The sequence below is a fragment of the Rhodospirillales bacterium RIFCSPLOWO2_02_FULL_58_16 genome, assembly GCA_001830425.1.
Lineage (GTDB): Bacteria > Pseudomonadota > Alphaproteobacteria > Rhodospirillales > 2-02-FULL-58-16 > 2-02-FULL-58-16.
The window spans coordinates 1-17285 of record MIAA01000036.1 but is presented as its reverse complement, the minus strand read 5'-3'; the positions used below and the strand labels follow the sequence as shown (position 1 = coordinate 17285).

Below are 17285 nucleotides of genomic sequence, written 5' to 3'. Positions count from 1 at the left end.
AAGAATCATCGGCCTGTTGCCGGTCGCCGTTCTGGCGGCGGGCTGTCTCACCGAGGCGCAGCAATTCGGCGGCTCCGGCCCCATAACCCTGTCGCCGGAGGTAACCAGGGCCTTTGAATGGCACAAGCATCTGGGCGGATATCTGGTTGTCTCCAGCGACGGCGGACACTTCGGGGAATCCTATTGCGCGACCAAGGATTGCACCGACGTCGGCGTCCTTGACGCCCTTTTCAAGTGCCGCGCCTTAACCACAAGCGACTGCCGCCTGTTCGCCAAGGATGGCGTGGTCGTCTGGGACGGCCCGTGGCGGACGGCGGAGTAAAAAACCGCCCTACGTTATGCCAAGGATCAATATCAATGATCTTCGGTATAATCCGGCGGGATTCGGAAAGAGGCCGGTCAGGGACGCTTTGGCCGGTAGTCTCGATTGTCGAGACAGCAATCGTAGGTCGTCTTGTCGATCATAATCCAGTCGGTCTTGTCGATCCCCCTGCGGTTCCGGCTGGTGATGCTGCTCGGAAAAGCGGAGGCAACCTTGACCCATCTGCCCTGCTCTTGTGAGATAGCCCGGATTTCGTCCGCAACCTCCGACAAATCCTGGTCCTGACTGAACACCAGCGCCACGTCATAGGCGTTCCGGTGAGCGAGACGGATGATGTCGATGGCGATCCGCACATCAATGCCTTTTTCTTCGCCTACCAGAATCGTATGCTGGATTCCGTCGGGCAGGGAAAAGGATTTATTCCGGTACCTTAATGGGCGCGAAAAGACGTGGACCTTTTGGCGCCCCATTTGCGCCAGCTTCGCTGTCCAGAAATGGTTCCAGAACGGATTATCCGAACTATCGGGAATGCCGGTGTATAAGCGGACCTCGGCAAGCGTCCAGCCCCGGTCGAGGCAAACGGTTTTTGCAAGAGCGTGAGGATCATAATTCGGGTAGGTATAACCAAAAGATTCTTTTACCGAATGAAAAAGATTTTGCCCGTCGATAAACGCTATGGCTCGTTTTGTCGCCGACTCGGTTGCCATGGTTCCCCTGCCTACAAACAAATAACCCCGCCCGAGGCCTTGCGGCGTGTCGGGCGGGGAGCAAGTAGATATCCTTTATATCGCATCTATCAACCGGATTTCAACCATGATCTTTCTCAAAAACTTCAGCAAAAACCGAGGGTAAGCTGCTGCGGCCTTGCCGTTATTGCGAGCGGAGCGAAGCAATCCGGATGGCGGCGAATGCTCCTGGAAATTCTTGTATAAGCAGAATATCCGTTAACGGACCATCCTGAAAATCAGTTTGATTGCAAAAGGAAATAACGATGGTATTCGGTTTCATGGCATATCATTACTTTTTTCAACCTAGACGATAAAGGGAGCGGCCAACAATGGAAAAGCGTTTTTCTAAATGGGTGAAATGGACCCGCCTATGGGACACCAAGAATAACCGATGGAACCCTAAGCGTAGCCGATGGACACATGAGAAGATAAAAGAATTAGAAAACATTAGGTCTCCAGGAATCTACGCATTGGCAATTTCAAAGAAAAATATTAATGGGAATGACTTCGAATTTATAAAATGCATCGCCTACTTTGGGACGACTAACTCGTTAAAAAGGCGCCTTTCCCAGTTCAACAATACACTCCGAGGTAAAAAGGGCCATAGTGGTGCCGTTCGATTCATGCATGATTACCGTAACGGTAAAGATCTTGCCAGATTACTTTATGTTTCCGTGCGGCCATTTAAATGTGAGGCTGGTGAAATAACTGAGAAAAATCTGCGCATGCTCGGCTGTGTAGTGAAAGCAGAATATGAGGCGTGGGCGGAGTATGTAAAAAGATTCAAAAAGTTACCGAAGTACAATAATAGAAAAACTCTAAAACTTGGCAACAAGTAGATGTAGCGAGAGTCGGTCTTGTTTGGACAGTTCGGCGGCGAAGTTAAGGTGTGTTCCGCTCATAAAATGTCGATCTCATCGCCGACGGCGATAGTCCCTTCGGTTAATACTTTCGCATAAACTCCCATGTCGATGTGGCCGAAGCCCCGTTGCAGGGTCTTGGGGATGTTCATGTCGCGCTCCGCCGTTTGTGGATCGACGTTGACGGCGGCGCATCTGTCGATGCGCTTGGTGATCTCCAGGCGGACGCCGCCGATGGCGATTTCCTTGTTCAGCCATTTGAACTCGTCCCACGGCGCCGCGCCGTCAAAGATCAGGTTGGGACGGAAGCGGATCGGGTTCACCGGCCCGCCGACTACCCTTCCCAGGTCGGTGATCGAAGCCGAGCCGATCAGCGACAGAACGCAGGCCTGATGATCGGAAAACATATGGCCTTCCGGCGCTTCGAGCAGGCGCGGCTTGCCGGCGGCTTCGCGTTTCATATAGGCGGCGAAGAAGTCTTCGATCACGGCGCGTCCGACGGGGGTGGTGATATTGCCCCGCGCCACCCGACGGCCTTTCCTGAAGATGCTCAGGGTTCCGTCGGATTCATCATAAGTAGTTTCGAGAGCCGCCAGACGTTCGTCGCGCATCAGCATCAGAAACCCGGTCTTGGGCAGCCACTTGGGAGCGGACGCATCAAATCGGGTGGCGGCGTGGGCAAGGGCGAAACGGCGGTCATCGGGGACTCCCAGGCCCGGCCGTAGTCGGACCTGATTCAGGCTTTGCGCGCTCAGTCCCTTTACCGGGTAGCGAAGAATTTGCGCGACCTTGATCATTATCTCGTTTCCGCCGCCAGAATCGCTCTCAGTCCCGACCGGTAGTCGGGATGGATCAATCTTACCGCCAATTCTTTTTTGATGCGCGTATTATCGACAAGGCGGTTGTCGCGCCAGAAGGACAGCGCCATCGGCGACATTTTCCCGGCCGCCTCGTCAAAAGGAATCAGCGGCGGCGGTTTTACGCCGAGCAGTTCGCAGGCGAAAGCCGTCACCTCGGCCGCCGTCGCCGGCAGGTCATCGGCCAGGTTATAGACGGCGCCGGGATCGGGGCGGGCCATCGAGGCCATCGCTGCGCCCGCGATATCGTCCACATGAATGCGCGAGAACAGGTGTCCCGGCTTGTCGATGCGCCGCGCCGTCCCGTCGCGCACCCTGTCCAGTACGCTGTTTGCCGGCCCGTAGATTCCGGACAGGCGGAAGATATGCGCCGGGATATTCGTCGCCGTCCGCCATTGCTTCTCCGCCTCGACGCGAAGCCGGCTGCGTTCCGAGGTCGGCAGCAACGGCGCCGATTCATCGACCATGCGGCCGCCGGTATCGCCGTAGACGCCGGTGGTGGACAGGTAACCGATCCAGGCAAGTCCTTTGACGGCGGAAAGGTCTTTTTGATGATGGCGCAGGACCGGGTCGCCTTCGGCATCGGGCGGAACCGAGGTCAGGAGATGAGTGACGCCTTTCAGCGCCGTCGCCGCGTGTCGAAAGGGACGTTGACCATCGAAAAGGAAGGCCTTGATCCCCGTCGCCGCCGATTTGTTTACGCTTTCCTTATCCCGGCAAGTGCCGGTGACGGTCCATCCTTTATCCATCAGAATGCCGGCCAGCGTCCGGGCGCTGTAGCCCAGCCCGAAGCAAAACAAATGCGGCGGTTTTTTATTCATGTTCGGAGTCTCTTGCCTTCGGCGCCGGAAGGTAGGACTTTACCGGTCGCGGACTGTGGAGCAACAAGATAATGAACATACGGATATGGCTTTTGGCGGCGGCGACGGCGGCGATCTTCGCCGCCGGGGCGGAGGCCGACGAGATCAACCCCGCCGCCGAATATGATAGCTGCATGAAGCAGACCAAGAGCGCTCCCAATGAGGCCTTTGAAAAGGCGATGTCGTGGCGCGACATGGGGGGCGGAGCGCCGGCCAAGCATTGCGTCGCGGCGGCGTTGATGGCGCTCGGCCAGTACTCCACCGCCGCCGCGCGGTTCGAGGAATTGGCCCAGGAGATCATCGACAAGCCCTCGTTCAAGGCGGAATTGCTGGGGCAGGCGTCCCAGGCCTGGCTGATGGACAACAAGGCCGAACGCGCCGAAGGGGCGGCGACGGCAGGCCTCAAGATCAATCCGATGAACCAAAACCTGCTGGTCGACCGGGCCGTGATCCGCGCCGCCGCCGGTCGTTATAAAGAAGCCGTCGAGGATTTGAACCTGGCCGTCGAAATGAACCCCGACTCTGTTGAAGCCCTGGTTTTTCGCGCCAGCGCTCAACGCCTGCTCGACAACCTTGAGCAGGCCGAAACCGATGTCAATCTGGCGCTGTCGCTGGATCCGCTGCATCCGGAGGGGTTGCTGGAGCGCGGCAATATTCGCCGCCTCAAGGGCGATGACGACGGCGCCCGCGCCGATTGGCTACAGGTGTTGGGCGCCCATCCCGACACCCTCGCCGCCCAAGCCGCCCAGGCCAATCTGGAAAAGATGGACGTCAAGACGGAATAGCCCCGGCGCTTTCCCCTCCTTACGAAGGAGGGGAGGTTGCTGCCGATACCCCCTAACGTCCGGCGCGTTGATCGGAATAAGCACTGTTTTATGAAACACAGAGGCTCAGAGACACAGAGGAGGATAGAGAGAAAAAAGAAAAAGCAGGAATAAAACTTTAATTAATCTTCTCTGCGTCTCTGTGCCTCTGTGGTGGTCAAAACACACAGACTGATAACTCCCTTCTAAAGGGGGAGGACTTTAGGTTTGCGCCACGCTGTCTTTTGAACCATAATTAATAAAATCGGTTACAGGCCGTTCTTGTCGGAGAAAAAATGAGTCGGTCGTTTTTAGCAAAGCTTCTGCTGGTCATATTTGTATGCGCCCAGCTTGTCATAAACGCGGCGGAGGCGGTTGCCTCCGATGATTATTACTCATTCGACGGCTCATGCGGCCTGATTGACGATCCTTCGGAAGGCGCTGACCTCGGCGCCTTCGCCGTGAATTCATATCCCGACGGCTTTGCCGGCTCGGGGCGGAAAGTGGTTTTCTTTGTTGATGAGCGCCTGATGGCGGCCAAAGCCGTCTCCGGCGTCTTTACCACCGGCCCGCCGATTTTTCATATCTAAACTCACGTTATCCCTTCTTTTTTCAATCCCCCGCGATGCCGGCATTCCCGGCCGGTTACCAGACGCGCGGGATGAGCGGGAGGGGGCACTTCCCTGTCCCCTCCCGTCTTTTTGTCTACCCTTCATATGCTGTTCAGGTTACTTGTGTCAGCGTACAGGCAGCGTTAACCCCTGGAGAAACAGATCATGCGTATTTTTGCTTTCGCCGTCATGGCGCTTTTGTTGACGGTCGGCGTCGCCCGCGCCGAGACCTTTCCGGTCGTAACCGACAAGACCGTCATCAAGGAATGCGGCGAATGTCACATGGTCTTCCCGCCCCAGACCTTGCCCAAAGCGTCATGGGAAAAGATCATGGCCACCCTGTCTGATCATTTCGGCGAGAACGCCGTTATGGACCCCGCTGCGGCGGCAAATATTCTTGCCTTTCATGTCGCCAATTCTTCCGATGTCAGCGACGTGCGCGCCGCTGTGAAATGGCGCGTCAGGGAAACATTGGCGCGGATCACCGACGCCCCCCGGTTTGTTTCAAAACACAAGCAATGCGGCCCCGAGGTTTGGGCGCATAAGCAGGTGCGCTCCAAGGCCAATTGCCTGGCTTGCCACCCGACCATGAATGTCAACGGCTCCACCGACGCCAAGATGAAATTCCTGCCCGCCGAGCTGCAACGCAAGTGCGGCGAAGGCGACGATTAAGGCGTTTGCCGGTGCCGGGAAAATCATATGTGCTGCTGGAAAGCCGGGGGCTGATCGGCCTCGCCGGCGAGGACGCCCGCTCCTTTCTTCAGGGGCTGGTTTCCAACGACGTCAAGAAGGTGGCCGCCGGGCGCGCCGTTCACGCCGCCTTCCTGACGCCCCAGGGAAAATACCTGCATGATTTTTTCATTATCCAGGACAGGGACAGCTCTCTTGTGCTGGACGTTGAGGCGGCGCGTCGCGAAGACCTCAGGAAACGCCTCTCCATGTACAAGCTGCGCTCCAGGGTGGAGATCGCCGACCGTTCGACCGAACTGGTCGCCGTCGCCCTGCCGGGCGGGGGGATGGTCGGCGACTTTGCCTATGCCGACCCTCGGCTGGCCTTAATCGGCGCCCGTGCCGTCCTGCCTCGCGACCATGCCGTCCGGATTCTGGAGGACGCCGGCTTTGCGGCGGCGACTTTTGCCGAATACGATAAACTGCGGATAAGCCTCGGCCTTGCCGACGGCAGCCGCGACATGGTTGTGGACAAGGCGCTGCTGCTGGAAAACGGTTTTGACGAGATGGGCAGCGTCGATTGGAACAAGGGCTGCTATCTCGGCCAGGAGCTGACGGCGCGCACCAAGTACCGGGGCCTGATCAAGAAGCGGCTGGCGCCGGTATCGATTGACGGACGGACGCCTCAGCCGGGCGACATGATAACCATGGACGGCGAGGATGCCGGCGAAATGCGCTCCGCCGTCGGCGAGATCGGCCTGGCGCTGCTGCGCATTGATTGTCTGACCAAGAGCGGCGCCGTATTTATCTGCGGCGAGGCGACGCTGACGCCGCATAAACCCGATTGGATGAAGTTTTAGCCTTCCCCCGCCATGTTTTCCAACGACGCAACCTCTCAACTTTTAGCCCCGGTGGCCGCCGCTTTCAGTCAACGGTTGAAACTTCATGGGGTCGGCCCCTCGGCGGTCTTCTGGAATAATGCCGAGGGCCAGCAGTTGCGCTTTGAGTTGTTGATCGAAGTGATGGGCGACGATGTTCACAAGAAGGGAATCAGCGTCAACGATCTGGGATGCGGCTACGGCGCCTTGTTTGAGTTTCTCCGGGACATGCCGCCGATGGATGGCGGTCGGTTCTTCGGCTATGACATCAGCAGGGACATGATAAAGGCCGCTCGCCGCCGCGTGCGCGATCCGCGCGCTCAATTCTACGAAAGCTCTGCCGCCATCCATGTCGCCGACTACTCCTTCGCCTCGGGCGCCTATAACATGAGACAGACCGCCGGCGAAGGGGAGTGGAACAGGTACGTTAAGGAAAGCCTGCGCCGACTGTGGGCCAAATCGGCCAAAGGCATGGCCTTCAACATGCTGAATGATGAACGGGAAAAAATTGAGGACTGGCTGTATTACGCCGATTCACAGGACTTTCTCGACTTTTGCCGCGCCGATTTATCGTCCGACGCCGTGCTGATAGACAGTCATCCCCTGCGGGAATGGACGATTCTGATCCGAAAGTAACGCTTTATAAGCGGTATTCTTTGCTGCGGGTGCAGCGCAGACCGGAAAGGCCGTGGCTGTCGAACAGACGCTGCCATGACAGAAACTCGTCGACCGACAGCGTATAGCGCCGGCAGGCGTCGTTCAGCGAGATCAGTCCCGAACGTACGCCGTCTACGACGGCGGCCTTGCGGCTCGTGACCCAACGCTTGGTGTCCGAGGGCGGCAGGTCTTCGCGGGTCAAGGGTTTCCCGCTGGGGCCGAGGGGCTTTTTGGAATTGCAGTAAGACTGGCGGTTTGTCATTGGCCGGCTCTTTTTTCTGTTCAGCGAAGATTTCCGTGAATACCATTGAGCTTGTTAATGAACAGCTAAGGAACAAGGTTAATGTTTTCTGAAAAAATATAGAGAAACATTCATGGTCTACGTTTAAACTTACGGCGGCCTCCGCTTTTTCCACCTGAAGGCAAGTGTTCATGCTGTTTACTCCCACCAGCCGCGAAAAATTCCTTCATTTAATGCCCAAGGGCGGAATCGTCGCCGAGATCGGGACTTTCAAGGGGATTTTTTCCCGGCAAATTCTCGACGTGGTCCAACCGGAGCGCCTTCACCTGATTGATCCATGGGTGTTCCAGAACCAGACCGACTATCTGTCCGACGCCAGCAACGTCAGCGACCGACAGCACGAAGATAATTATCTGCATGTCCAACAGCTCTTCGCCGCCGCCATCGCCTCCGGCCAGGTTATCCTGCATCGGGATTTTTCATGCGAAGCCGCCCTGCGGTTTGATGATCGTTATTTCGACTGGATTTATGTCGACGGCATGCACACCAAAGAAGCCGTCGCCGCCGACCTGAAGGCCTTCTTACCCAAGATGAAGGAGAACGGCCTGATTCTCGGTCACGACTATATCGACCATGAAGACTTCGGCGTCATTGACGCGGTTGATGATTTCATCAAGGCGACCGATTATGAAATGGTGGCGATGACCGCCGACGCCTGCCATACCTTCGTCTTGTCGCGCACCCCGGATGACGAGATCACCAACACCCTGACCTCGCGCATCATCTATAACGTCGCCGGGGTCGTCGAGATCAATGATTTCCGGAATCGCCGTTTCGTTCACAAGGGAATCGTCTTCCCCGACGGCGTCGTGCGGGCGCTTCCGTCATTCTGACCCTGGGGTCAAGACTCATTAAATTCATGAATTCTGCGCGAAGCAGAAAAGGCGATTCGGCTATGAAAAGGCCGAAAAGCGTAGTATTTGCTACGGTTGAGGCCTTTGAAGACGTCCGGTCGCCTTTTCTGCCGCGCCCGAGAAGGGTGACATCAGAATGACCGAATGGACATCGGAAAATCGGCTCGCCGGGGGCCTTCAGGCCCGTCTTCGCCGATTCTCCTTGTCCCTCAGTCATTTTGATGTCACAGAATTTCATAAATTTAATGAGTCTTGGCCCTAGGATAAACCAATGGAGGTTCCGGCATGAGCTTGTTGAATGAAAAATCCGTGACCAAGGTTCGCTGCGCCCTGGCGGCGGCCGGCTGCGAAGATACGATTATCGAGCTTGATAAGTCGATCCGCACGGCTGAAGAAGCGGCGGCGGCCCTCGGCGTTGAACCGGGCGCCGTTGTTCAGGCCCAGGTTTTCAAGATCGGCAAGCGGTTCGTGATCGTATTCTTCGCCGGCGACTGCGCCTGCGTGAAGGAAAGCCTGCCGCGAGCGCTTAATATGGAAGGCGAGGTCATCGGCGCCGGCGCCGGCGAGGTGCGCGGCGCCACCGGCTTCTCCGTCGGCGGCGTCGCTCCGACGGGACTTCCTTTCAAGCTGCCCATGCTTATCGACCGAAGCCTCAAGCGCTTTGAAACCCTGTACGTTCCCGCCGGACATCCTCATTGCGTTTTTGCGACGACGGTCGCCGACCTGAAGCGTCTCAGCGGCGGCGTTGTCTCCTACAACATCGCTGCGCCGCTGTAGATTCACGACGATCATTGACAGAAGCGGCAGAAAGCCTGATATTCGCCCGGCATTTCCCCGAAATTAATGAAAAAGAGTGGCCCTGACAATTGGCCGGTCAAATTCAAACCTCATGAAGTTTTCTGATCTCGGACTGGGCGATAAGGTTCTGCGGGCGGTGGCCGACGCGGGATACACCGAACCCACGCCTATCCAGGCGCAAGCCATTCCGGTGATTCTCATGGGCCGCGACATAATGGGTTGCGCCCAAACAGGCACCGGCAAGACGGCCTCGTTCACCCTGCCGATGATCGACATTCTGGCCGCCGGCAAGGCCAAGGCGCGGATGCCGCGCACCCTGATCCTTGAACCCACTCGCGAGCTGGCGGCCCAGGTCGCCGACAACTTCGAAGTCTACGGCAAGCACCAAAAGCTCTCCATGGCGCTGATTATCGGCGGCACCTCGATGAATGACCAGATCGCCGTTATTGACCGTGGGCCGGACGTTCTGATCGCCACGCCGGGACGCCTGCTGGACCTGTTTGATCGCGGCCGGCTGCTTCTCAACGATGTCAAGATTCTGGTTATCGACGAGGCCGACCGCATGCTTGACATGGGCTTTATCCCGGATGTGGAGCGTATTGTCTCGCTGGTTCCCAAGATACGTCAGACCTTGTTCTTCTCGGCCACCATGGCTCCCGAAATCCGTCGTCTGGCCGAAGCCTTCCTGATGAATCCCAAGGAAATCTCGGTATCGCCGCCGGCCTCCGTCACCGCTATGGTAACCCAGGGACTGGTGATGGTCGCCCACGGCGACGGCAAGCGCCCCGGCGGCGGTCAGAAGGAAAAACGCGCCGCCCTGCGTCAACTCATCAAAAATGAAACCGTCAAGAACGCCCTGGTCTTCTGCAACCGCAAGCGCGACGTCTCCGTGCTGTGCAAGTCGTTAATCCGTCACGGCTATAACGCCGCTCAACTGCACGGCGACATGGCTCAAGCGTCGCGCATGGAAGTGCTGGACAACTTCAAGAACGACAAGATCACCTTCCTGGTGTGCAGCGATGTCGCCGCTCGCGGCCTGGATGTCCCCAACATGAGCCATGTCTTTAACTTTGATGTGCCGACCCACGCCGAGGACTATGTGCATCGCATCGGACGGACGGGCCGCGCCCGCAAGGAAGGCCGCGCCCTGACCCTGGCGACGCCTGAAGACGGCAAGTATCTGGCCGCCATCGCCGGCATCATCGGCCATGAAATCCCGCGCATCGAACTTACCGGCGTCCAAAGCGCCGAGCCTGAGGCCGCTTCCGACCGCCCGCACGCCGGGCGCGAACGGGGACGCGAACGGGGCCGAGGGCGTAAACAGGAAACACGCCGCCCGGAAATAAAGGAAACTCCGCCCAAGCCGATTGAGGCCAAAAAAGAAACCGCTAAAAAGCCTGAAAGGGAAAGAGAGCCGAGCAACAAGCCGACCTTCGGCGCGGGCGTTCATACCCCCGCTTTCCTGCTGAGGCCGGCCAAGCCGAACGAGTAGAATCCAGCAGATGTTTCGCGCAATTTAACCCCTCCTGACCTCCCCTTGGTAAGGGGAGGAATTTTTCTCCCCTTACCAAGGAGGGGTTAGGGGAGGTAAAAACTTCCGGTTCTCTATGATCGAACAGGAGAATACCGTCCGTGAATTCCATGACCGGCTTCGCCCGCATCCGGGGACATAGCGAAGGACAGGAAGATACTTGTTCCTGGACCTGGGAGTTAAAAAGCGTCAACGGCAAGGGGCTGGACATCCGCTGCCGGACGGCGTCCGGTTTCGAGTGTCTGGAACAGCCGGTGCGCGAGCGCGTCAAGAGCCGCCTTCATCGCGGCAATGTGTCGGTAACCCTGACCATTGATTGGGGCCGGGCCGAAAACAATGTGCGCATTAACCGCCGGATGCTGGCCGGCTATCTCTCCCTGTTGCCGGAAATCAAAAAGAGCATGCCGGAGCTTGCCCCGCCGAGCATAGACGGTCTGCTTGCCCTGCGCGGCGTTATTGAAACGACGGCGGACGGCGAACCGCCGGAGGAGACGTGCCGCGCTCTTGACGAGGCGCTTCTCGCCGATCTGGACGCAGCCGTTATATCTCTGAGCGCCATGCGCGCCGGAGAGGGAAAGCATCTCGCCGGCGTACTGTTATCTCAGCTTGAACATATGGAGCGGCTGCTCGGCGAGGTTAAAGTTCTCGCCACCCTCCAGCCCGCCGCCATGAAGAAACGCCTCAAGGCCCAGGTGGCGGAACTGCTGGAGGCGACCCCTGCCCTGCCCGAAGAACGGCTTGCCCAGGAGGCGGCGCTGCTGCTTATAAAGTCCGATATACGCGAGGAACTTGACCGTCTGGACGCCCATGTGGCGACAGCCAGGGGATTGCTCGGGGAGGACGACGGAGCTATCGGCCGCAAGTTCGATTTTTTATGCCAGGAATTCAGCCGCGAGACCAATACGCTATGTTCCAAATCGCCGGACGTAGAAATGACCCGTCTGGGCCTGAATTTAAAGTCGATTATCGATCAACTCCGTGAGCAGGTGCAAAACATTGAGTAACCAACATAAAATCAAGCGCCGAGGCATGATGCTGGTCCTGTCCTCGCCGTCGGGCGCCGGCAAGACGACGATTTCGCGTGAACTCCTTGAACGCGACGAGAATCTCAGCATGTCGATCTCGACCACCACCCGTCCGCCGCGCCCCGGCGAGGAGGATGGCCGGGACTACTACTTCACTTCGCCGGAGCAGTTCAAGCGTATGGTCAGCAACGGCGAGTTCCTTGAACATGCCGTCGTCTTTTCCAATTCCTATGGGACGCCGAGGGCGCCGGTGGAAACGGCGCTGGCGAAAGGCCTGGACGTGCTGTTCGATGTCGACTGGCAGGGCACCCAGCAGTTGGCCCATAGCGCCCGCCACGATCTGGTCAGCATCTTCATTCTGCCGCCCTCCCATCAAGAACTGGAACACCGGCTGCGCAAGCGCGCCCAGGATACGGAAGCGGTGGTCCGCGAACGCATGTCCAAGGCGTCATCCGAAATCAGTCATTGGGACGCTTATGATTATATTATCGTCAACCATCACGTCAGAGACAGCGTTTCCGGCGTCGAGGCCATCATCGCCGCCGAGCGCCTGAGACGGAGCCGACAGACCGGACTGCCCGACTTCGTTAAGGGGCTGATCGGGGAAGGTTAAGCGACGTCATTAATAAAAAAATTAAAGAGAAAAATTAAAGCCATGTCCGATACTAATGAGAACGCGCCTGATTCTTCGTTCATTCTGCCGCCGCTCGCCGTCGGCGCGGTCGTCGGCGCGACCCTTCTGGTTACGTTGGCCGGCACGGATTATCTAGCCGCCGCTGATTGGGGTTGGTTGACCATGGCCGTTACCCGGGCGGCGACGGTTTTCTTTTTCATCGATCTGCTGTTGCGGGCGAGAGAGGCGAAGAATAACGATCAAAAAGGAATGAAGGGCGTCACGGCCTATCTGAAGACGGGATTGGCCTGGATCGACGTGCTTGCCGCCGTTACGGTTCCGATTATGGAACTCCTTGGGGCGACTTCCAACATCCCGGATATTTTCGCCCTTCTATGCATTCTGAAGCTCGTTCGCTATTCGATGGGGCTTGCGCTGCTCGGGCGGGTGCTCGGCAATGCCGCCGACTCATTGCTGTCCGTGCTGCTCAGCTTTGCCATCATTCTGATTACTTCCGGAACACTGATGCATCTGATCGAAGGACCGGGCCAGCCGGCGCAGTTCGGCAGCACTCCGCTGGCCATGTGGTGGGCGATCGTCACTCTCACTACGACGGGGTACGGCGATGTCACTCCCCTCTCTTTTCCGGGGCGCGTCCTTGCCGGCATAACTATGGTTTGCGGCATCGGCACGTTCGCCCTGTTGGCGGGAATTCTCGCCTCCGGCTTTGCTGACGAACTCAAACGACGTGAATTTCTGCATAACTGGGACCTTGTGGCCAAGGTCCCCTTCTTCAGCAAGATCGGTCCCGGCGTAATCGCCGAGGTCGCCCGCCTGCTTAGGCGGAATGAATTTTCGAAAGGCCAGACGATAATCCAAAAAGGAACGCCCGGAGAATCGATGTACTTCATCGTTTCGGGCGAGGTGAAGGTGCGGACGCCTTCCGGGTCCGTGCGGTTGCGTAACAACCAGTTCTTCGGCGAGATGGCGCTTATAACCGGGGCGCCGCGAAGCGTCACCGTAGTCGCTTCCAAACCCTGCGTGCTTCTTGAACTCGACGTGGCGGACTTCCGGCATATCGCCGCCAGCCGGCCCGAGTTGATGAAAATGATCGAAGAAGAGGCGGCGCGGCGAGCTACCTGAAATCCTAATTATCGAGAGTCAACGGAGCCAACGTCCGGCTTTCAACGCGGATGATCGGCATCGCCGGCGGCGGCGGGGCGAACGGATGCCTTGAGGAAGCGACAACGGTTTTGAGCATGGTCTGCTGTTTCGGCGGAGGAGAAGCCTTGGCGGGAGAGGGCTTTGCCGGCAGTTCAACAAGCGGCGCGTCATATGCCGTCGATGTTTCCGGGGGCGGCGGAGGCATTTCCCGTAATGTCTGAATCGGCGGCAAGTCTAATGACACCAGGGGCGTGATATCGTATTTAACGCCGGGAGACCAACCGGCCCGATCAAAAGGAGCCGCCATCGAGACGGCGACGCCGATAACGGTAGCGCTGACGGCGGCAATGAGAATGCGGTCATCCGCCATGTAGTAGCCTTCTTGAGATTCAGATTAAATACGCATTCATTAAACAACGGGTATGGTTAATAAATGGTTTATCCCTGCAAAGAACGGGCGGCGGTCGAAAAAGATCATCGACGCCTGTGGAAACAAAATCGCGTCGTGATCGAGGGGAATGCGCGGCGCAGCACGCCGCTCGGCATGCTGAGCCATCATGAGCCGGGAATAATCAAGCATTCCGTTACTTTGTTCGGCGCCGTCGTCAGGCGCTTCGGGTTGTACCGTTACGGATTTCGCAACGCGCTGGATATTCATCTTAACTCCTTTCAGATTGCCTTCGCCGACCTTCCCGATGAGTTTGACGGCTATCGCATCCTTCACCTGACCGACTTTCATCTGGATATGGCGCCGGGCCTGGATGCGGCAATCATCTCGACGGTGAGAGGGCATCAATTTGATTTGTGCGTGATGACCGGAGACTATCAAAATGACAGGCCCTTTCCCCTTCGGCTGATCCTCGACCCCATGGCTAAAATAGCCGGTGCCGTCAGGGCCGAAGACGGCATCTACGCCACCCTCGGCAACCATGATGATCATCGCATGGCGAAGGGCCTGGAAAGGCTGGGCATCCGGGTTCTTGTCAACGAATCGGTTTCCCTGGAGCGTAACGGAGCGCGGCTCCACATCACCGGCCTTGATGACGTGAACCGCTTTTTTACCCCGATGGCCCACGCGGCGCTGACGCCGCCGGGAGACGATTTCAAGATCGCCCTGGTCCATTCCCCGGAAATGGCCAACGAAGCGTCACGGAAGGGATATTCATTGTATCTGTGCGGACACACTCACGGCGGCCAGGTCTGCCTGCCCGGAGGACGTCCGATCATGACCCGCCTGATCCGCGATCACCGGTTTGTCTCCGGCTGGTGGAAATGCGGTGATATGACCGGCTACACCAGCCCCGGCATCGGCGCCTCCGGAGTGCCCGTGCGCTTCTTCAGCAGAGGAGAAGCGACCCTCATTACCCTGAAGAAAAAGACCCCGAAATAATTTATGTTGCTAAAATGTTCGCGCATGGTTATTGATATGTTCTTACATTTCAATAATGGAGGTTTCCTACTATGCCTACATCATTCATGCAGGATTTTGCGACGCTGTTCTCCCTTGTTCTGGCCGGTTATTTGTGGCTGCTGATCGGGTAGCCACAATATATTGTTATATTTTCTTTAACATATACCGTATCATGCCTGTCATAAGCCTGAAGGATTTCTAGGATACGGACCATGAGCGACCTGTTTCAACATGTCGAGAAAAAGCCCGCCGGAAGCGTTTCCGCCAAGAGCGCACGCGCCAAGGGCGGCGCCGCCAAGGACGACGGGCAGAGCTATTCCGCCAAGGATATCGAGGTTCTTGAGGGACTGGAGCCGGTGCGGCTGCGCCCCGGCATGTTCATCGGCGGCACCGATGAGAGAGCGTTGCACCATCTGGCGGCGGAGGTTATCGATAATTCGATGGACGAGGCAGTGGCGGGCCATGCCGGACGCATCGACATCGAGTTAAAGGAAGGCAATATTCTTACCATCAGCGATAACGGTCGCGGCATCCCCGTTGATCCCCACCCCAAGTTCAAGAACAAATCGGCGCTGGAGGTGATCCTCACCACCCTGCATTCGGGCGGCAAGTTCAGCGGCAAGGTCTATGAGACATCGGGCGGTTTGCACGGCGTCGGGGTTTCCGTCGTTAACGCCCTTTCCGATTATTTTTTGGTGCAGGTGGCGCGGGACCGCAACTTGTGGAGCCAGTCCTACAGCCGGGGCCGACCGGAAGGGCCGCTGAAAAACGAGGGGGCGGTGCAAAACCGCCGAGGCACCACCGTTACTTTTCATCCTGACCCGCAGATATTCGGCGCGATGCACAAGTTCCGCCCCGCCCTGCTCTACCGCATGGCCCGCTCCAAGGCCTATCTGTTTCGGGGCGTGGAAATCCGCTGGTTATGCGATCCGTCCCTGATCAAAGGGGGCGACGACACGCCGCCGTCGGACACCCTGCACTTTCCGGGCGGGCTTACCGACTTCCTCAATTCAACGCTGAAGGATTGCCGAACCCTGACCTCGACCATTTTCTCCGGGCAGGCCAAGTTGAACGGTGGCTCCGGCAAGGTCGAGTGGGCGGCGGCGTGGACGCTTGACGAGGATGAATTCTTCAACTCCTACTGCAACACCATTCCCACCACCCAGGGCGGCACCCATGAGATGGGCTTGCGCTCGGCCTTGACCAAGGGGCTTAAGGCCTACGGCGAACTGACCAACAACAAGCAGGCGGCCAAGATCACGGCTGAAGACGTGGTCAGCGGCGCCCGCCTGATGCTGTCCGTGTTCATTCCTGATCCCCAGTTTCAGGGCCAGACCAAGGAAAAACTATCGACGCCGGAAGCCGCCAGATTGGTCGAGGCCGGCATACGCGATCACTTTGATCACTGGCTTTCCGGCGATACGGCCGGCGCCAAGGCGCTGCTGGATCATGTCATCGAGCGCGCCGATGAGCGCAACCGTCGCCGCAAGTCCAGGGAAACCAAGCGCGCCTCGGCGACCCGACGCCTGCGTTTGCCGGGAAAGCTCACCGACTGCACCTGCAACACCGCCGACGGCGCCGAGTTGTTCATCGTCGAGGGAGATTCCGCCGGCGGCTCCGCCAAGCAGGCCCGCGAGCGGTTGAATCAGGCTATCTTGCCCCTGCGCGGCAAAATTCTCAACGTCGCCAGCGCTACCGCCGAAAAGATGATGGCCAATCAGGAACTGCGCGACCTGATCGAGGCCATGGGCTGCGGATCGGGAAAGACCTACGATGACGCGGCCCTGCGTTACGAAAAGATCATCATCATGACCGACGCCGACGTTGACGGCGCTCATATCGCCTCTTTGTTGATGACTTTCTTCTTCAGGGAAATGCCGAAGCTGATCGAAAACAATCACCTTTACCTCGCCATGCCGCCTCTGTACCGCATCTCGCAAGGGGGCAAGACCATGTATGCGCGGGACGACGCTCACAAGGAAGAGCTTCTGAAAAAGCAGTTCACGGGCAGGAGCAAAATAGAAATCAGCCGCTTCAAGGGCCTGGGCGAAATGCCTTCGAACCAGTTGAAGGAAACTACGATGAGTCCGGCCAACCGCACCCTGCTGAGGGTCACCATCCCGACCGGCCACAGTTCCGAGGAAATAGTCGAAGCCAAGAACACCGCCGATCTGGTGGAAAGCCTGATGGGCCGCAAGCCGGAACTCCGCCTCGCCTTTATTCAGGAAAACGCCCGCTTCACCGGGAATATAGATATTTAGTCCCCTGTTAAAAACTCCGAACGCCCTTGATTTGCCGAGTGGTTTTAGCGATTTGACGTAGTCGGATTTGCAAGAAATCGTA

The 17285-nt window shown here is 57.7% G+C and carries 20 protein-coding genes; 15 read left to right on the top strand and 5 right to left on the bottom strand.

The genetic code is table 11. The features are described 5' to 3' along the window. Window positions 1-16 precede the first annotated feature (16 nt). On the top strand, window positions 17-322 hold the full coding sequence (locus A3H92_09125) for a hypothetical protein (protein ID OHC74226.1): 306 nt from the start codon (window positions 17-19) through the stop codon (window positions 320-322). Between the two features lie 77 nt (window positions 323-399). Here the strand turns inward: A3H92_09125 and A3H92_09120 are convergent, their stop codons facing one another. Then, window positions 400-1029, bottom strand: a complete 630-nt coding sequence (locus A3H92_09120) for an NYN domain-containing protein (GenBank protein ID OHC74225.1) — start codon at window positions 1027-1029, stop codon at window positions 400-402. 449 nt (window positions 1030-1478) lie between these two features. Between A3H92_09120 and A3H92_09115 the strand changes: the two genes are divergently transcribed. After that, window positions 1479-1889: a hypothetical protein gene (locus tag A3H92_09115; GenBank protein OHC74260.1), complete on the top strand. Its 411-nt coding sequence runs from the start codon at window positions 1479-1481 to the stop codon at window positions 1887-1889. A 59-nt stretch (window positions 1890-1948) separates the two neighbouring features. Here the strand turns inward: A3H92_09115 and A3H92_09110 are convergent, their stop codons facing one another. Next, window positions 1949-2707, bottom strand: a complete 759-nt coding sequence (locus A3H92_09110; GenBank protein OHC74224.1) for a hypothetical protein — start codon at window positions 2705-2707, stop codon at window positions 1949-1951. After that, window positions 2707-3588, bottom strand: a complete 882-nt coding sequence (locus A3H92_09105; GenBank protein OHC74223.1) for an NAD(P)-dependent oxidoreductase — start codon at window positions 3586-3588, stop codon at window positions 2707-2709. Before A3H92_09105 ends, A3H92_09110 begins: the two co-directional genes overlap by 1 nt. A 71-nt stretch (window positions 3589-3659) precedes the next feature. Between A3H92_09105 and A3H92_09100 the strand changes: the two genes are divergently transcribed. The 5 genes from A3H92_09100 (at window position 3660) to A3H92_09080 (ending at window position 7224) form a co-directional block, all read left to right on the top strand. Next, window positions 3660-4412, top strand: a complete 753-nt coding sequence (locus A3H92_09100) for a hypothetical protein (GenBank protein OHC74222.1) — start codon at window positions 3660-3662, stop codon at window positions 4410-4412. A gap of 314 nt (window positions 4413-4726) precedes the next feature. After that, on the top strand, window positions 4727-5020 hold the full coding sequence (locus A3H92_09095) for a hypothetical protein (protein OHC74221.1): 294 nt from the start codon (window positions 4727-4729) through the stop codon (window positions 5018-5020). 186 nt (window positions 5021-5206) lie between these two features. Then, entirely contained in the window at window positions 5207-5713 is a 507-nt protein-coding gene (locus A3H92_09090; protein ID OHC74220.1) for a hypothetical protein, read from the top strand. Between the two features lie 5 nt (window positions 5714-5718). After that, window positions 5719-6570 (top strand): glycine cleavage system protein T, encoded by an 852-nt coding sequence (locus tag A3H92_09085; GenBank protein ID OHC74219.1) that lies wholly within the window; start codon window positions 5719-5721, stop codon window positions 6568-6570. A 12-nt stretch (window positions 6571-6582) separates the two neighbouring features. Further along, window positions 6583-7224, top strand: coding sequence for a hypothetical protein (locus A3H92_09080; protein ID OHC74218.1), 642 nt, complete (start codon window positions 6583-6585; stop codon window positions 7222-7224). A 4-nt stretch (window positions 7225-7228) separates the two neighbouring features. On the opposite strand, the gene A3H92_09075 is transcribed toward A3H92_09080, so the two are convergent. Beyond that, window positions 7229-7507, bottom strand: a complete 279-nt coding sequence (locus tag A3H92_09075) for a hypothetical protein (GenBank protein OHC74217.1) — start codon at window positions 7505-7507, stop codon at window positions 7229-7231. A gap of 170 nt (window positions 7508-7677) precedes the next feature. Between A3H92_09075 and A3H92_09070 the strand changes: the two genes are divergently transcribed. The 6 genes from A3H92_09070 to A3H92_09045 all read left to right on the top strand — a co-directional run bounded on the left by A3H92_09070 (window position 7678) and on the right by A3H92_09045 (window position 13510). Next, entirely contained in the window at window positions 7678-8379 is a 702-nt protein-coding gene (locus A3H92_09070) for a hypothetical protein (GenBank protein ID OHC74216.1), read from the top strand. Window positions 8380-8685: 306 nt separating this feature from the next. After that, window positions 8686-9177 (top strand): hypothetical protein, encoded by a 492-nt coding sequence (locus tag A3H92_09065; protein OHC74215.1) that lies wholly within the window; start codon window positions 8686-8688, stop codon window positions 9175-9177. Window positions 9178-9289: 112 nt separating this feature from the next. After that, window positions 9290-10690 carry a DNA helicase gene (locus A3H92_09060; GenBank protein OHC74214.1) on the top strand — a complete coding sequence of 467 codons (1401 nt, stop codon included), beginning with the start codon at window positions 9290-9292 and terminating at the stop codon, window positions 10688-10690. Window positions 10691-10839: 149 nt separating this feature from the next. Next, entirely contained in the window at window positions 10840-11733 is an 894-nt protein-coding gene (locus tag A3H92_09055) for a YicC family protein (protein OHC74213.1), read from the top strand. A 25-nt stretch (window positions 11734-11758) separates the two neighbouring features. Continuing rightward, complete coding sequence (locus A3H92_09050; protein OHC74212.1) at window positions 11759-12367, top strand: guanylate kinase; 609 nt, start codon at window positions 11759-11761, stop codon at window positions 12365-12367. Between the two features lie 42 nt (window positions 12368-12409). Beyond that, complete coding sequence (locus tag A3H92_09045) at window positions 12410-13510, top strand: hypothetical protein (GenBank protein OHC74211.1); 1101 nt, start codon at window positions 12410-12412, stop codon at window positions 13508-13510. 4 nt (window positions 13511-13514) lie between these two features. On the opposite strand, the gene A3H92_09040 is transcribed toward A3H92_09045, so the two are convergent. Then, window positions 13515-13901, bottom strand: a complete 387-nt coding sequence (locus A3H92_09040) for a hypothetical protein (protein ID OHC74210.1) — start codon at window positions 13899-13901, stop codon at window positions 13515-13517. A gap of 63 nt (window positions 13902-13964) precedes the next feature. Between A3H92_09040 and A3H92_09035 the strand changes: the two genes are divergently transcribed. Together A3H92_09035 and A3H92_09030 are read left to right on the top strand one after the other, a co-directional pair. Then, complete coding sequence (locus A3H92_09035; GenBank protein OHC74209.1) at window positions 13965-14921, top strand: hypothetical protein; 957 nt, start codon at window positions 13965-13967, stop codon at window positions 14919-14921. Window positions 14922-15271: 350 nt separating this feature from the next. Next, window positions 15272-17203, top strand: coding sequence for a DNA topoisomerase IV subunit B (locus tag A3H92_09030; GenBank protein OHC74259.1), 1932 nt, complete (start codon window positions 15272-15274; stop codon window positions 17201-17203). The last annotated feature ends 82 nt before the right edge of the window (window positions 17204-17285 follow it).

What these genes read in the sequence shown, in the direction of transcription:
- A3H92_09120 (OHC74225.1), bottom strand. Translation starts at nt 1,029, where the DNA reads ATGGCAACCGAGTCGGCGACAAAACGAGCCATAGCGTTTATCGACGGG.
- A3H92_09110 (OHC74224.1), bottom strand. Translation starts at nt 2,707, where the DNA reads ATGATCAAGGTCGCGCAAATTCTTCGCTACCCGGTAAAGGGACTGAGC.
- A3H92_09105 (OHC74223.1), bottom strand. Translation starts at nt 3,588, where the DNA reads ATGAATAAAAAACCGCCGCATTTGTTTTGCTTCGGGCTGGGCTACAGC.
- A3H92_09100 (OHC74222.1), top strand. Translation starts at nt 3,660, where the DNA reads ATGAACATACGGATATGGCTTTTGGCGGCGGCGACGGCGGCGATCTTC.
- A3H92_09095 (OHC74221.1), top strand. Translation starts at nt 4,727, where the DNA reads ATGAGTCGGTCGTTTTTAGCAAAGCTTCTGCTGGTCATATTTGTATGC.
- A3H92_09090 (OHC74220.1), top strand. Translation starts at nt 5,207, where the DNA reads ATGCGTATTTTTGCTTTCGCCGTCATGGCGCTTTTGTTGACGGTCGGC.
- A3H92_09080 (OHC74218.1), top strand. Translation starts at nt 6,583, where the DNA reads ATGTTTTCCAACGACGCAACCTCTCAACTTTTAGCCCCGGTGGCCGCC.
- A3H92_09075 (OHC74217.1), bottom strand. Translation starts at nt 7,507, where the DNA reads ATGACAAACCGCCAGTCTTACTGCAATTCCAAAAAGCCCCTCGGCCCC.
- A3H92_09070 (OHC74216.1), top strand. Translation starts at nt 7,678, where the DNA reads ATGCTGTTTACTCCCACCAGCCGCGAAAAATTCCTTCATTTAATGCCC.
- A3H92_09065 (OHC74215.1), top strand. Translation starts at nt 8,686, where the DNA reads ATGAGCTTGTTGAATGAAAAATCCGTGACCAAGGTTCGCTGCGCCCTG.
- A3H92_09060 (OHC74214.1), top strand. Translation starts at nt 9,290, where the DNA reads ATGAAGTTTTCTGATCTCGGACTGGGCGATAAGGTTCTGCGGGCGGTG.
- A3H92_09055 (OHC74213.1), top strand. Translation starts at nt 10,840, where the DNA reads ATGACCGGCTTCGCCCGCATCCGGGGACATAGCGAAGGACAGGAAGAT.
- A3H92_09050 (OHC74212.1), top strand. Translation starts at nt 11,759, where the DNA reads ATGATGCTGGTCCTGTCCTCGCCGTCGGGCGCCGGCAAGACGACGATT.
- A3H92_09045 (OHC74211.1), top strand. Translation starts at nt 12,410, where the DNA reads ATGTCCGATACTAATGAGAACGCGCCTGATTCTTCGTTCATTCTGCCG.
- A3H92_09040 (OHC74210.1), bottom strand. Translation starts at nt 13,901, where the DNA reads ATGGCGGATGACCGCATTCTCATTGCCGCCGTCAGCGCTACCGTTATC.
- A3H92_09035 (OHC74209.1), top strand. Translation starts at nt 13,965, where the DNA reads ATGGTTTATCCCTGCAAAGAACGGGCGGCGGTCGAAAAAGATCATCGA.